The organism is Undibacterium sp. Tian12W (assembly GCF_049339405.1).
Classification (GTDB): Bacteria; Pseudomonadota; Gammaproteobacteria; order Burkholderiales; family Burkholderiaceae_D; genus Undibacterium.
In genome coordinates, this window is record NZ_JBMPPK010000001.1 from 220,733 (window position 1) to 236,049 (window position 15,317).

Consider the following 15,317-nt stretch of genomic DNA (forward strand, 5'->3'; position numbering starts at 1 on the left):
AACAGCGAATAACAAGTCAAATACAGAAATACAAGTAGCAAAAATATGCGCACAAAAACAAAAAAAGCAGAGATCACTCTCTGCTTTTTTGACTATCTAAAATCTACAGCCTGCTTACACTATGACCGCCGCATCTTTACCCAGGAAGCCCATAATCGCCCCCAACAAATCATCCTCACGATACGGCTTACCAAAGTACTCATTAACACCGAGTTCTTTCGCATAGTTACGATGCTTATCCGCAGTACGCGAAGTAATCATGATGATAGGAATATGGCTGGTACGTGAATCACTGCGGACGTTACGGGTCAGATCGAAACCGTCCATGCGTGGCATTTCGATATCAACCAGCATGACGTCTGGTGTCACTGACTGCAACTGCTCCAGCGCATCAATACCGTCTTTTGCCAGGATGACCTGATAACCCTCACGTGTCAGCAAACGCTGGGTCACGCGGCGTACGGTCAAGGAATCATCAACGACCATGACGGTATGCTGGGTACGCAAGCCCTGTACTGGCTGGGCTTTGGTTTCAGCCACTTCCGTTGCTGTATGCAGGTTGGCAACCGCACCCATTTCAGGTGTGGCTTCTGTACCCAGTTGCTGCAGACGTGCATGTTCATGTTCCATGCGTTGTGCCAGCGGTACAGGGTTCAGGATCAGAACGATTTCACCAGAACCGAGTACAGTCGCGCCGGCGATACCTGTCATACGTGCCAGTTGCGGGCCGATGTTTTTAACAACCACCTCGCGGTTACCCAGAACGTCATCGACGTGAATCGCAACACGTTCGCCACCGCTCTTCATGATCAGCAGCGGGCTGTATTGTTGTGTCATCGGTGTGGCATCGTCCTGGCCCAGCATGGAGGACAGGTAATACAAAGTCACGCGCTGACCTTGCCACATCACTGCCCCTTCGTTGTAGGCATTGGCCAGGGCATTCGATTTCAGTTGCTGTACTTGCTCGACCAGAACAGAAGGCACGGCGAAGGTACGGCCACCAGAACTCAGCAATACCACCTGCGTCACAGCCAGTGTCAAAGGCAGGCGAATCGTGAATTCAGCGCCCTTGCCTTCATTGGTTGTTACTTCAACACGGCCACCCAGGGATGCAGCTTCGGAGCGGACCACGTCCATACCGACGCCACGACCGGCAAGTTCAGTAATTTCTGTCGCTGTCGAGAAGCCGGGTTCGAAAATCATGTTGGCTGTTTCGAGCTCACCAGGATTATCTTCATTGGAGATCAGCCCAACGGACAGCGCTTTTTCGCGGATGCGGGTCAGGTTCAGGCCCTGGCCGTCATCGCTGAAGCGGATCACAACCTCATTACCTTCCTGACGGATTTCGATCAGCAATTCACCGGTTTCTTCTTTGCCATGGTTACGTCTTTGTTCACGGCTTTCTATGCCGTGGACAATCGCATTACGCAGCAAATGTTCGAAAGGACCGGCCATTTTTTCCAGAACGCCCCTATCCATCTCTACCGTTGCACCGCGGATATCCAGATTCACGCGTTTATCGACTTCTTTGGAAGTCTGGCGTGTCACGCGATACAGACGCTCGGAAATACTGGCGAAAGGAATCATACGCACGCGCATCAAATCCTGTTGCAAGTCACGTGTCAAACGCGCTTGTACCAGCAAGTCATTGGTTGCGCCGTCGATAGTACGCGTCAAGTTGGTTTGTACGGTGGCCACGTCGCTGACGCTTTCGGCCATCATGCGTGTCAGTTCTTGCAGGCGGGTGAAGCGGTCAAACTCGAGCGGATCAAATTCACGATCTCCCGAGAGTGCCATACGTGAAGTGATCTGGGTTTCTGCCTGGATTTCAACTTCACGCAACTGGTCGCGCAGACGGTTGACGTTCTCTGTCAACTCGCTGAGGGACGAGCGCAAGGTGCTGACTTCATTTTCCAGACGTGAACGCGAGATGGAAACTTCACCAGCCTGGTTGACCAGGCGGTCAAGAATATCTGCACGTACACGTACCAGCGTCGCTGGCGTATTGGCGGCTACCGCTACTGGTGCGGCTGCTGCCCTGGCCGGTATGGCGCGGGTCATGAGCGGCACGACAGGCGTCAGGTTGACCAGTTCATTGATGACAACCGGCGCATCGGTATTGGTCGCGGCCATTTGCTCCTGGAACTGATCCAGTTCCTGAGCAGCAGTCAGAGGTGCATCAGCTTGTACTGGTGTTGCATGTGCTTCTGGATGCAACAGACGGTCGAACATATGCATGCTGTGGTCGTGACGTGCCAGCAAATCATCCAGCAGGGAGACACGCACTGCACTACCGCCATGCATCAGTGTTTCAATGCGTGATTCCATGTCATGGATGTGCTGACCCAGGCCCATGGCACCGGCCATACGTGCACTGCCTTTGATGGTATGCATGATACGGGCAATGGCTTGTGGTGCTGCCATGTCATCCGGTTTTTCTTGCCAGGTACGCAGCAACTGACCAACCATAGGCAGCAAGTCATTACCTTCTTCTATGAAGACTGGCAACAAATCCATATCCAGATCATCACGGATCTGTACAGTGCCGTCACTGGCTGGAGCAACATATTCAGGCGCAGCCTGAACAGTCGGCGTAAAGCTTGACGGTGCTACTGACACTGCCGGGATGGCTACTGCTTCGACTACTTCTGGCTCGGCAACAGGCTCAGGCACTGCTACAGGTGCAGGTTCAACGACAGGAGCAAGCTCCGCATGCGTTTCCACCGGATGGATATCATCCATGGCGTCAAGCATGATGGAGCCGATGCGGTCAGTAATAGTTTCTGCCGGTGCTTCTGGCTCTGGCAAGGCCGCGGCGATGACAATTTCTGCTTCCAGCGGAGTTTCAACAGCCAGCTCTTCTGCAGTCAATTCCTCTGGCAATTCTTCATCAAGAACAGGCAAGGCTTCCAGTACTTCTGCTTGATCCAGATTGAACTCAGGCTCAGCCAGTGTTTCGGTAACGACCGGTATGTCTGCGGTAATTTCTTCAGGCGCATCAAGCGTATCAGGCACCTCTGCCGTCAACAACTCTGTAGCAGCCAGATCGACCAATGGCAACTCTTCTGACAGGGATATCGGATCGAGTTTTTCGTTGGTAGAAGTGATGAATTCTTCATCTGCACCGGCGTTGGAACGCTCGATGACGACTTGCAACAAATGCTCAAGCTGACGGATTTCTTCTGGTGCGGATGCCGCCATTTCTGACAAGGCAAACTTTTGCAGCATGCGTTTGGCAGAGTCCAGCGAACGGTCCAGCACATCGTATTCTGATTCCAGCAATACGACAGGATGACGTTCCAGTCTTTGCAAGACAAATTCCAGGCTATGTGCCAGTTCTTGCAAAGGTTTGAGGCCGACGGTTGCGGAGCTACCTGCCAGAGAATGGCTGGCATGGATCGCATGTGTAGAAACATGACGATGCGGTTCATGTCTCCACTCAGCAAAGTCTTGCACCAGGAAACGGACGATTTCATCTGTCTCTGCCATGTAGATGGAATACAAAGGCAGGCTGATTTCTATATCGCCAATGCGCTTGATATTGTCGTCCACACTAGGCGCGGGCACAGACAGATCAGGGAAGTCGATGATTTTTGCCGTAGCAATTTCAGCGACCTGGGCGACAGGAGCAACTTCAGGTTCTTTGATAGCTTCTGCTTCAGGCTCATCGCTGGCAATGCTTAGTTCAGGCAAGAGGCTCTCAGCAGATGCAGTGACAGAATCTGCCAGCTCCAGAACTTCTGGTTCTGGCACAGACGTAGTTGCAACTGGCAAGTCGCTCGCTGCTATTGCTATGACTTCTGACAATTCCAGTGAAGGCACATCTGCCACAGTTTCAGACAACAATTCGAGAGGAGGAGTGTCTTCTGCCGCTGTTATGTGCTCAACTACATGTTCCGCAGCCGGCTCTGCTACCTCGGCTACCAGAATTTCTTCCGGTACAGCTTCCAGCGGCAATTCAGCAACTAGTTCTTCAACATCTGGAACCGGCATATCTTCTGCCGCAACTGCCACTTCCAGCGCACGGTCGAGAGACAGTATATCTTCTGACAAACTGGCTTCCTGAGCTTGCACAGGAGTATCGAGCGTCAGTTCTGGCAAGCTGGTGAATGCTGGGATCTCTACCGCATTAATCTCGACCACAGTTGGATGCTCAACATGTTCAGTTGCTACATTGATCTCTGGCACTAGCTCTGGTACTGAAGGCACCGATGGCACTTCTGCCGTAGTCGGTTCAGCATCGACCAGTTCTACCGGTGTGAATTCAAATGCATCAAGCTCAAAAGTTGAAGGCTGGGTTGCTGGCGCAGCGGTCACTTCTTCCACGGCAGGTGCTGCCACGATTTCGGTTTCTGCGATCTCGGCAATTTCGGTAACTTCAGGCAGGGCAGCAGCCTGAATTTCTTCAACAACTGGAGTAGCAACGACTGGTTCTGGCTCAACAGCCGGTGCGGCGGCCACTTCAGGAATATCCTGATAATCCTCGCCTGCCTTGACACGTTCAGCTGCAGCGATGATAGCTTTGCCAGTGCGTGCAGAGACACCGTTTTGTTTCAGCTCGCTTACCCACTCAACCATTTCACGCGCAGTGCGGTCCAGCAGAGCATACAGGTTGTCATCGCCACTACGTGAGTCAGACAGCCACAGGTTCATAACCTGTTCTATGCTCCACGCTGCTTCGCCAAACACCATCAAGCCAACCATGCGGCCACTGCCTTTGAGGGTATGGAAGGAACGGCGCAAGCTGGTCAGGTATTCCTGGTTGTTGGTATCTTTTCTCGACAGCGGCAAGGTAGTCTGGACATACTCCAGCACCTCATCGGCTTCCATGAGGAAGATTTCCAGCAATTCAGCATCAATCGCATCATCACCTTCAGGAATATCCTGAGCGGGTGCGGCAGCGACGGTGGTTTCAACTGGCGGTGTCGTCACTATTTCCTGCAAGGCACCAGAGCCACTTGTCGCATCGGTTGCGGCCAGCAGGGCAATGGCAGACTTCGCACGTTCTGAAGCCGCAGTATCATCCAGCAAGATAGCAACTGAACGCTCGGATTCGAGAGAACTTTTCAGTTGCGCCTGCAGGCCTGCGTCTTCTGGCGCAGCTGCCAGAGATGCTGCCAGACGGGCAGATTCTTGTTGCTGCTGAGCCAGTTCCTGCTCGGCTGTTTGCAAGATGGCGACTTTAGGTTCCTGGCCATGAGCTTCATCGCCAGGCAAATGAATGTCTGCGCTAGGTAACAATTCCTTGCTTGCCTGGGCTTCCAGCAAATTGGAACGGAACAGGCCGGCTTCTTTGTCGAAACTGAATTTCTTTTTCGCGGTATCAGGCTGAGAATGCAAGGTCTCGATGAAGAAAGACAATGCACCTATGTTTTGCGCCACATTTTCATGAGAGGCAGCTTGCGCAACCGGATCAATCGCATCTTCTTCTTTAAAGCTGCTGATCATCTGACGTGTATGCTCAACTGCGGCCATAGCGTCGTCCTGATCGAGCATGGCCAGAGCGCCACCGATCTGGTGCAGATTGCCGTCGATAGGTTTCAGCGTTTCTTTGTCAGCAGGATTGCGGAAATACTCATCCAGCACTTTTTCTATATGACGCAGGCTGGACTGCATTTCAGCAACCAGCACACCCATGGTCTGACGTTGTTGCGCTTCGCGGGAAATCTCACCCATCCAGCTGGCCTGGGTTTGTGGGGTTTCACCAGAAACTACGGACAGCAAACGGGTCGTGATTTCTTCAGCGCGTTCAGCAAAATTGGCTGGCAGGCGTGTGACGTGATCCAGTGCATGTTCAACAAACAGCAGGCTGGTAGCCAACTCTATGCCAAGCTTGCTGCCATCTGGCGAATGCGCGACACTTCGGGCAATGCCGTTCAGTTCACGCAAGAGTTTTGCCAGTGCTGGCGCATTCAGACCTGCGCCGGTATCGGCCAGGTCAGTCATTTTTTGGGAGAATTTTTCTGCCAGGCCAGTTTCGCCATTGGCTATCCTGCCCCACAGGTTTTTGACTGCTGACAATTGTTCTTTTGCCGCTGTCAGTGCACCTGCTGTGATCTGGCCATAATTCTTTTTGTCGTAATCGACTGGCACTTTGTCATCAAGCTGGTAAGCCTTGCGTACCCGGGTGACAAAAGGAGAAGGGTTTTCAACCTGGGCCAGGAAAAACAGGGCATCGCGCAACAGGCGCTCAGGGATGGTGCTGACACCTTCTACCAGGCGACGGATTTGCAGATTGATGCGGCCAAATATCTGTTTGACATATTGCTGGTTATCGATAGCACCATGACCTACGGCTTCAACAAAAGCACGCATGACGACCCAGAAAGCCTTGGCTTGCGAGTTGGTCTGGCCATTTTCGATTTCCGCAATCATGTCGTGCATGGATTGCGTGGCAGCGCGTTGTTGTTCCTTGTCTTTGCTGGTCAATACGGTCAGCAAGAGCTTTTCAAAACGCTGGCGCAAGCCGGTATAACTGATCGCCACAGCCTTGCTGCTGACAGCCAGTTCAGGTATCTGTTCTTTGGCGGACAGGGATGGGAAAAACAAGTCAGCCGGATGTATTCTCTCGGCACCCTTGAGTTCGAGCAGGGCGCGGTAGTACGGGAACAGGCGGACTGGCTGGTGCAGTGAACCAGACAACAAATCTTCCAGATAGCGCAAGACCGCATGGAAGGCATCGACGATGACTTCCACATTTGCCTGAGTCATCTCAAGCTGGCCGCCTTGCAGGCGTTCGAGTAATTCTTCTATGGTTTCTGTAACGATGGATACACCATCGATATCAACGATCTGCAAGGCACCATGGGCCTGGTGCAGATAGCTTTTTGCATGCAATAAGGAGGTAGGGCGGGTTTCAGTGTCCTGGCCAAGTGCTTCCGTCAGCATCTTGCCAGCATTCGTGATTGCTTCCCGCACTTCTCCCATCACCCAGGATAGCGGCCCGATGTCGAACTGCTCCTGTGGAAGATCTGGCGATTTTGAAAAATCGGATGTCATGCGTACTCCGCAAACTCAAGGGCAATGGACCGCAGTCCATTGCCGTGCAAATATGATAGGGTTGCAGCTAGTGGACTGTAACAGTGAAAACTCGAGTGAAGGACATGTGCCCGGCGAACCAGGGTCAGGCCAGACTTCCAAGCATACTCAGCAATAGCCTGGCTACCGCGAGTATGTGCAACGCCACCCTGGTCGGCGCGCACTTGGCAGACACTTCGTTTTTCACTTTTAAGGTCCACTCTCACAACCGGGGCGTGAAAATCAGGCAGCAACCCGGAACCGTGACACAGAGTTCTTGAGTTCTTCCGCAAGCATGGACAATTCTTTAATGGAAACCGCAGTTTGCTGCGTACCATGCTGCGTTTGCTCGGTGATGGTCAAAATGTGTTGAATATTTTGTGCAACGCCGTTAGCTGAGGTAGCTTGTTGTTCCGTCGCCAGCGAGATACCTTGAATCAGTTCCGCGAGACGGTTCGAAACGCTACGAATTTCAGACAGCGCCGTACCGGCCGCATCTGACAGTTTTGCTCCCTCAACCACACCCTGAGTGGATTTTTCCATCGCGGCAACCGCGTCATGGGTATCCGTTTGAATCGTACGAACCAGCGCACCAATCTGCTTGGTCGCTTCAGCTGAACGTTCCGCCAGACGCTGAACCTCTTCCGCAACCACTGAGAAGCCTCGACCCGCTTCACCGGCTGACGCCGCCTGAATCGCCGCATTCAGCGCCAGTACGTTGGTTTGTTCGGTAATGTCGGAAATCAGTTCAGTGATCTCACCAATCTCTTGTGAAGATTCACCCAGCCGTTTAATACGTTTGGAAGTTTCCTGGATTTGTTCGCGAATCTCGTTCATACCCTTGATGGCGTTTTCCACCGCATGGGCACCTTGCTCCGCCGCAGCAACCGACTGACGCGCAACCAGTGCTGATTCATTCGCCGAGCGGGAAACGTCAGTAATCTCAGCCGCCATCGTCAGAACCACCTGACCGGCATCAGAAATTTCGCGTGACTGTTGTTCAGACGCTGTCAACAAATCGCTGGAAATATTCTGCGCTTGTGTTGATGCTGAAGTAACCTGTTCTGCAGTTGCCGTAACACGACCTACCAGACCGCGCAACTCTTCCACCGTGTAGTTAACCGAGTCGGCAATCGCGCCCGTGATATCTTCAGAAACCGTCGCTTGCACAGTCAAGTCACCATCCGCAACCTCTTGCAATTCATTCATCAGTCGCAAAATCGCAGCCTGATTCTGATCGTTCGCGGCTTTCGCTTCTTCTTCCTGTTTCTGCGCTTGCATCATTTGTGCCGCAGCTTCAAGACGACGATCATTCGCTTCTTTAGCGCGGTTACGGCTTTCCTGCAACTGAACGAAACCCACGCCTACCGCAGCCAGCAACGCGAAGAAGGCGGAACCCAGCATGGCATAGAAGTAGATACTGGTACCATCCTGCTCAGCCGTGTAAGTTTTCTGCAATTTGGACAGTTTGTTTTTGAGATCTTCGTTCTCGTTAAACACCAGCTGTTCAGATTGTTTTGCAGCGATAAAGTTTTGCAGATTGCCCAGAATGCTGGAAACCCATACCTGGTATTCAGAGAAGGTTTTTTGCAGTTCTGTGAGTTTGTCGCGTGTATCTGCATCCTTGGTCGCTGTCAGGCGCAATACATCGCTGCCCTTCAGGAAGCCATCGACCAGATCACGGAAAGTATTGGTATCCTTACCCAGCAAGAACGCCGTTTCAGGATTAACACCTTCGGAAGTCAGGAATTCATTCGCACTACGACCCAGACGCTGGGTCAACATGACCAGCTGACCGGCAGCATTAATTTCACGCGCTGAACCACCGCCCTGTACTTTCAGGGTAGAGATTTGTTCCGTCAACTCCAGCAGGATTGGGGACAGGGCATTCATTTTTTGCAGAGTCTGACCGAAACCCGTCAATTCTTTTTGACGGTTCAAGATCGTTTCCGCAGCCTTGTTGGAGTTATTCCAGGCTTTTTGCGCTTCTTTGACAACAGGTTCCAGCGAAGAGTCAGCGCGTTTGACTGAACGGCCCTGGTATGGACCACCACTCAGCAGAACGCTCAGATCGGCATTCAATTCGCCACGGCTGTCCTTGAGCTGCTTAAACGCCTCAACGTTACCCTGAATCGCATTCGGTGCCGCTTTACCAATACGCTGCGAGTGCATCAGCGCCTCACCGGCGATCTGTGCCTGTGTGGACAGCAGCGTTGATTGCTCAGAGTTCAGATATACCGAGATACCACCCACCAACAGGAAGAATCCCATGGTGTAGAGCAAGAAGTTGGTCTGACGACGAACTGACATGCCGCCGATGATAGGCAGGCGCATGCCGCTGCCTTTTTCCAGAGGGTCACCGATAAAGGTGGCGTCGCCATACGACTCTACTTTAGTAGCAGTTTCTGCCACCGCAGGCGTGGCAGCAGCTGCCTCCTGCTCTGGAGTCAGCATTTTGACGTTGCTTGCTTCTTCAACTTCAATCGAATCAGCATTCCCGAACGACCTTGCCGCAACTTCTGCTCCGTCAATTTCCGGATTTTCTTTATCTTTGGACAAGAACGGTAGATTAAATGCCATTACTAAGTCTCCTAAACGATTGAAAAGCTGTCGGTATTGCTACAGTGCACATACCGACTTAAATACCTATTTGCAAAAAATCCTGGTCTTGTACCAATGTGGCCAGACTAAGCTCAAACCAGATGTTGCCATCCTTATCCCTGTACTTTTTCCTCAACCAGGCCTTGCTTTCAAACTGATTGTCTTCAAAAGGGATTTCTTCCATTTCTGAAACCGTACGCAAACCCAGAACCTGGGATACCAGCAAACCGCTGTTGAATGCCATGCCGGGAGCAAAAGCAACGATCCGGCACTGGGTATCAAGCTTGGTGTTATCCATGCCCTGGAAACGCGGCAAATCGACGACGCCAGTCAAATTACCACGGATATTGGATAGCCCTATATACCAGTCGCGTGTCAAAGGCACCCGCGTCAGAGTGCCAGCAGTGACGATCTCTCCGGATTCTCGCAAATCCAGGAGATAACGTCGCTGTCCTATCATAATGCCCAGCTGGCTGAGTTTCGTATAGCCGCCACGCTGGGCAGCTTGCATGCGTTCAACCAGCTGCGCCTGAAATTCACGCAAACGGGTACGTCGCACGCCCTTTTCAGGTTTGACAACGTCCAGATTTGCTGCAGCAGTTTCACGCACAGTCTGATTCATGAGGCAATCCGAAGATATCTTATTGTTGATGCAAGAATTAATACTTTAATACTTGTCTATGCGGATTAACCGAGGGCTGAAATTTTCGCCAGCAATTCTGCCGGGTCGATAGGCTTCACCAGGTAATCACGGGCACCTTGACGCAAGCCCCAGATACGGTCAGTTTCCTGATTTTTGCTGGTGCAAATAATCACAGGAACATCTTGCGTATCAGGATCCTTGGCGATCGCACGGGTAATCTGGAAACCATTTTGCCCAGGCATGACCACGTCCATCAAGATCAGCTGTGGTTTGTCTGCCTTGATTTTTGTCAGAGCCTCTTCGCCGTTTTCAGCTGTTGATACTGAAAAACCATTTTTCACCAATACATCGGTCAGGAAATAGCGTTCTGTTGGAGAATCGTCTACTACCAGAATTTTTTGAATGGCCATCTTGTTTTACCTCACATTAACTAACTTAACTATATAAATCTATGTCGCTGAAGTGTAATTCTTTACCGTTTTCAGCAGACTGTCCTTTGTAAAAGGCTTGGTCAGATACTCATCAGAGCCGACCATTGCGCCACGGGCACGGTCAAATAAACCGTCCTTAGAAGACAACATGATTACCGGTGTATCCCGGAATTTCGCGCTTTTTTTAATCAAAGCGCAAGTTTGATATCCATCCAGCCTGGGCATGAGGATATCGCAAAAAATCAGGTCTGGATGAGAATCGTTAATCTTGGCGAGTGCATCAAAGCCATCTTCTGCCAACACTATTTTGTATCCGGCCTGACCAAGGAAAATCTCGGCCGAACGGCGTATGGTGCTGCTATCGTCAATCACCATGATTTTCAAGTTCTCGTTGCCTGTCAACGTTGACATAAAATCATCTCTTCCCGGCAGTATTAAGGTTACATATCACTGTAACAAAAAATCGCACATTTGCGCTTTTTTTCCTTGAATAAACATATTAAGCAACATCAAAATCGATAAATCGATCAGATTGCCACCATTTCGAAGTCTTCTTTACGTGCGCCGCACTCGGGACAGGTCCAATTCATGGGTACGTCTTCCCATTTGGTACCAGCCGGAATTCCGTCTTCAGGGGAGCCTTGCTCTTCATCATATACCCAACCGCAAATCAAGCACATCCACGCCTTGAAAACTACCTTTTCCGTTACCGTATCAGTCACGACTAAAACCCTTCAATCAAGTAAAATATTGAAACTGCTGCAAATATTCTGTTTGCAATGTGTTACTAATGGCATTTGCGCGAGTAAATAAGTCCTCACGAAGTCAGCTATATTAATCTACCCAACGTGCAAAACCAAATTTCTCCACTAATACTTAGCTTTGGCGCCTCAGATCCTGTTGCCGCCACCGGTATCCATGCTGATTTAGCATCGTTTGCAGCCATGGGCTGTCATGGACTGCCAATCATCACCGCCATTTTAACTGGTGATACGTCGCAAATCGATGATTTACATCCACTTGATGGAGATTTAGTCGATGAACAGGCACGTACCGTGCTCGAAGACATGCCCGTACTGGCTTTTAAAGTCGGTCAGGCAGGCAGCGTCGAGAATGTCACTGTCATCGCCGAGATCGTTTCTGACTATCCTGAACTGCCGCTGGTACTCGACCCCTTCAATGCTGCCCTGACAGAACAAGGGCCGGAAGCAGAAGACCTGGTATTGGCAATCCGTGAATTATTAATTCCACAAGCCAGCCTACTGATGATCTCTGCCGTGGAGTTATCGCGCCTGGCAGAAACCTGGAAAGAAAACACCGAGGCCGAGGCCGACACTGAGGCAGAAACCGAAGACCTGGCAGCCGACACCATGACGCTGATCGAATCCGGCTGCGAGTATATATTAGTCACGGGCACAGCGGGTGAAACTGGTGAGGTGGTTAACACTTTATATAATGAATCCGGCGTTGTCAGGCGTGACACCTGGCAGCGCTTGCCGGGCTCACATGCAGGCGCAGGTTCTACCTTGTCTGCCGCGATTGCCGCCCTGTTGGCGAATGGACTGGAAATACCCGAGGCCGTACTGGAAGCCCAGGAATTTACTCATGCCGCGTTAAGTCACGCGCAAAGACTGGGCATGGGCAGGTTGATACCAGACCGTTATTTCTGGGCCAGGGAAGCCAGTTGATCTTCAGTTGGTGATCTTCAGCCAGCAATCATCAACCAATATTCGTCAGCCAATACTGCACCCACTAATATATACATCTATATACGTCTTTATTTACAGACATCCTCTTTGCATCATTACTTATTGAAGCTCCATCATGACCGATAAAAACGACATCCTGTTTGCCCGCGCCCAAAAGACCACGCCTGGTGGCGTGAATTCCCCCGTACGTGCCTTTCGCTCTGTCGGCGGCACGCCACGTTTTATCACGCGCGCAGCCGGCCCTTATTTTTGGGATGCAGAAGACAAGCGTTATATTGATTACATAGGCTCATGGGGCCCGGCCATCGTTGGCCATGCCCACCCTGAAGTCATCAGTGCAGTACAGGAAGCTGCCGCCCGCGGCCTGAGCTTTGGTGCGCCGACTGAAGGTGAAATCGAGATGGCAGAAGAAATCTGCAAACTCGTGCCCAGCATAGAACAAGTACGCCTGGTGTCCAGCGGCACCGAAGCCACCATGAGTGCCCTGCGCCTGGCACGTGGCGCCACCAAGCGCGACAAGATCATCAAATTTGAAGGCTGCTACCACGGCCATGCTGATTCTTTGCTGGTCAAGGCTGGCAGTGGCTTGCTGACATTTGGCAATCCAACATCTGCCGGTGTGCCGGAAGACTTCAGCAAACACACGCTGGTGCTTGACTATAATAACTGCGAACAACTGGAAGAAGTTTTTAAGTCCATCGGTGAGCAGATCGCCTGCGTGATCGTTGAACCAGTTGCTGGCAACATGAACCTGATACGCGCCACGCAAGAATTCATCGAGACCATGCGCAAGCTGTGTACTGCACACGGCAGCGTTTTGATTTTTGATGAAGTGATGTGCGGCTTCCGTGTAGGTCTGCATGGTGCGCAGGCATTGTATGGTGTGCAGGCTGACCTGACTTGCCTGGGCAAGGTCATCGGTGGTGGTTTGCCGGTCGCTGCCTTTGGTGGCCGTGCTGAGTTGATGGGTCACATGGCACCTTTGGGCGGCGTCTATCAGGCTGGCACTTTGTCAGGCAACCCGGTTGCAGTGGCGGCGGGCATGACTACCCTGAAAATTATCCAGCAGGCAGGCTTTTATGAAAACCTGACAGCGCAAACCCGCAAGCTGGTGGATGGCCTGAGTGTTGCTGCCAAGGCTGCTGGCGTCACCTTTTGCGCAGATGCCGTCGGTGGCATGTTTGGCCTGTATTTTGCCAATGAAGTACCGGGTTCTTATGCCGCCATGATGGCCAGCAACAAGGAAAGATTCAACCGCTTCTTCCACCTGATGCTGGACCAGGGCGTCTATCTGGCACCATCCGCATTTGAGGCTGGCTTCGTTTCTGCGCAACATGATGATGCTGTCATTGCCGATACGATTGCTGCGGCTGAAAAGGCTTTTGCACAACTCTGATCCCGGGATCATCTGCAACTATAAGGAGGCTTGCTAACGCAAGTCTCGCTTGGTAGGGTGCGCCATGCGCACCATTTTTTTGGCCTACGCATACGTTTCTGTGCGTGAAGTCCGACAAGAAAGACGGTGCGCACGGCGCACCCTACCCGCATTTTGCTTCAATGTGATCTGTGATATCAGTGCTTGCCTATATTGATTGCGCAACAGCCTTTCAATTTTTTGACCTAAAATCTATCTGTCCTGGCCGTCCTGGCAAATTCAAATTCGCATGCGGCACCGGCGTCTGGCTGATAACTTTGCCGCGGCGCAGCACATGGGTGCGGGTGGCGCGCAAGCGTATTGCTTCTACCGGGTCGCTGGCATCGAGTATTACCAGATCGGCATTGCAGCCGACTTCCAGACCATATCCTTCCAGGCCCAATATGCGTGCAGGTGCGGCCGTCACTGCCTGGAAGCACTGACGCATCGCATCCTGCCCTGTCATCTGCGCCACATGCAGACCCATTTGCGCGACTTCGAGCATATCGCCAGAACCCAGGCTATACCAGGGGTCCATCACGCAGTCGTGGCCGAAGGCGACTTCTATGCCTGCAGCCAGCATCTCGGGCACGCGGGTCATGCCACGGCGCTTGGGATAAGTATCGTGGCGACCTTGCAAGGTGATATTAATCAGGGGATTGGCGATGGCAGCCACGCCGGCTTCGCGTATCAATGGTAATAATTTACTGACATAGTAATTGTCCATCGAATGCATGGAGGTCAGATGAGAACCGGCCACCCTGCCCTGCATGCCCAGCCTGTGGGTGTGATAAGCCAGGGTTTCTATATGACGCGACAAGGGATCATCCGATTCATCGCAGTGCATATCAACCCGCAGGCCTTTGTCGGCGGCGAATTCACACAGCAGCCGTACCGACTCTGCACCGTCAGCCATGGTGCGTTCAAAATGTGGGATGCCACCGACCACATCGACACCCATGGCGATGGAACGCTTGAGATTATCCATGGCGGTGGCGCTACGCAAGATACCGTCTTGCGGAAAGGCCACCAGTTGCAAATCCAGATAAGGGGCAACGCGACGTTTCACTTCCAGCAAGGCTTCGACTGCCAGCAAACGGTCATCGCAGATATCAACATGCGAACGCACTGCCAGCAAACCCCGCCCCACCGCCCAGTCGCAATAACGCATGGCCCGCTCGACCAGCGCTTCTTGTGTCAGCATGGGCTTCAATTCACCCCACAAGGCTATACCTTCGAGTAGAGTGCCGGACTGGTTAACCCGTGGCAAACCGTAGCTGAGCACCGCGTCCATGTGGAAGTGCGCATCGACGAATGGCGGTGTCACCAGATTGCCATTGGCGTTGATTTCTTCAGCCGCGCTGACAGGCAAAGCCACATCAATCGCGATGATGCGGCCACCCTGGATAGCGATATCGATACCCTTGCGACCATCTGGCAAACTGGCATTGCGTATGACAAGATCGTTCATCAGAAATCTCTCTCTATTATTAGTACATCGA

Annotated in this window: 9 protein-coding genes; 2 read left to right on the forward strand and 7 right to left on the reverse strand. The window is 51.9% G+C overall.

Features of this window, described 5'->3' with window-relative positions; translation table 11 throughout:
- Nucleotides 1-114: 114 nt before the first annotated feature.
- The 6 genes from ACO0LI_RS00980 to ACO0LI_RS01005 form a co-directional block, all read right to left on the reverse strand.
- Nucleotides 115-6,999 carry an Hpt domain-containing protein gene (locus ACO0LI_RS00980; protein ID WP_423030176.1) on the reverse strand — a complete coding sequence of 2,295 codons (6,885 nt, stop codon included), beginning with the start codon at nt 6,997-6,999 and terminating at the stop codon, nt 115-117.
- Nucleotides 7,000-7,260: 261 nt separating this feature from the next.
- On the reverse strand, nt 7,261-9,597 hold the full coding sequence (locus tag ACO0LI_RS00985; protein ID WP_423030178.1) for a methyl-accepting chemotaxis protein: 2,337 nt from the start codon (nt 9,595-9,597) through the stop codon (nt 7,261-7,263).
- A gap of 58 nt (nt 9,598-9,655) precedes the next feature.
- Nucleotides 9,656-10,240: a chemotaxis protein CheW gene (locus ACO0LI_RS00990; RefSeq protein WP_422949518.1), complete on the reverse strand. Its 585-nt coding sequence runs from the start codon at nt 10,238-10,240 to the stop codon at nt 9,656-9,658.
- 65 nt (nt 10,241-10,305) lie between these two features.
- Nucleotides 10,306-10,671 (reverse strand): response regulator transcription factor, encoded by a 366-nt coding sequence (locus ACO0LI_RS00995; RefSeq protein ID WP_162039914.1) that lies wholly within the window; start codon nt 10,669-10,671, stop codon nt 10,306-10,308.
- A gap of 39 nt (nt 10,672-10,710) precedes the next feature.
- Nucleotides 10,711-11,103 (reverse strand): response regulator, encoded by a 393-nt coding sequence (locus ACO0LI_RS01000; RefSeq protein ID WP_110255216.1) that lies wholly within the window; start codon nt 11,101-11,103, stop codon nt 10,711-10,713.
- 116 nt (nt 11,104-11,219) lie between these two features.
- Entirely contained in the window at nt 11,220-11,372 is a 153-nt protein-coding gene (locus tag ACO0LI_RS01005) for a rubredoxin (RefSeq protein WP_110255217.1), read from the reverse strand.
- Between the two features lie 168 nt (nt 11,373-11,540).
- Here ACO0LI_RS01005 and thiD point away from each other — a divergent pair, with 168 nt between their 5' ends.
- Together thiD and hemL are read left to right on the forward strand one after the other, a co-directional pair.
- On the forward strand, nt 11,541-12,380 hold the full coding sequence (thiD, locus tag ACO0LI_RS01010; RefSeq protein WP_423030180.1) for a bifunctional hydroxymethylpyrimidine kinase/phosphomethylpyrimidine kinase: 840 nt from the start codon (nt 11,541-11,543) through the stop codon (nt 12,378-12,380).
- A gap of 136 nt (nt 12,381-12,516) precedes the next feature.
- Nucleotides 12,517-13,797, forward strand: a complete 1,281-nt coding sequence (gene hemL / locus ACO0LI_RS01015) for a glutamate-1-semialdehyde 2,1-aminomutase (protein ID WP_423030182.1) — start codon at nt 12,517-12,519, stop codon at nt 13,795-13,797.
- Between the two features lie 211 nt (nt 13,798-14,008).
- Here hemL and ACO0LI_RS01020 read toward each other — a convergent pair whose 3' ends face one another.
- Nucleotides 14,009-15,286: an amidohydrolase family protein gene (locus tag ACO0LI_RS01020; RefSeq protein WP_422949521.1), complete on the reverse strand. Its 1,278-nt coding sequence runs from the start codon at nt 15,284-15,286 to the stop codon at nt 14,009-14,011.
- Nucleotides 15,287-15,317: the final 31 nt, after the last annotated feature.

Coding starts and splice junctions, on each gene's coding strand:
- ACO0LI_RS00980 (WP_423030176.1), bottom strand. CDS start 6,999: ATGACATCCGATTTTTCAAAATCGCCAGATCTTCCACAGGAGCAGTTC.
- ACO0LI_RS00985 (WP_423030178.1), bottom strand. CDS start 9,597: ATGGCATTTAATCTACCGTTCTTGTCCAAAGATAAAGAAAATCCGGAA.
- ACO0LI_RS00990 (WP_422949518.1), bottom strand. CDS start 10,240: ATGAATCAGACTGTGCGTGAAACTGCTGCAGCAAATCTGGACGTTGTC.
- ACO0LI_RS00995 (WP_162039914.1), bottom strand. CDS start 10,671: ATGGCCATTCAAAAAATTCTGGTAGTAGACGATTCTCCAACAGAACGC.
- ACO0LI_RS01000 (WP_110255216.1), bottom strand. CDS start 11,103: ATGTCAACGTTGACAGGCAACGAGAACTTGAAAATCATGGTGATTGAC.
- ACO0LI_RS01005 (WP_110255217.1), bottom strand. CDS start 11,372: ATGTGCTTGATTTGCGGTTGGGTATATGATGAAGAGCAAGGCTCCCCT.
- hemL (WP_423030182.1), top strand. CDS start 12,517: ATGACCGATAAAAACGACATCCTGTTTGCCCGCGCCCAAAAGACCACG.
- ACO0LI_RS01020 (WP_422949521.1), bottom strand. CDS start 15,286: ATGAACGATCTTGTCATACGCAATGCCAGTTTGCCAGATGGTCGCAAG.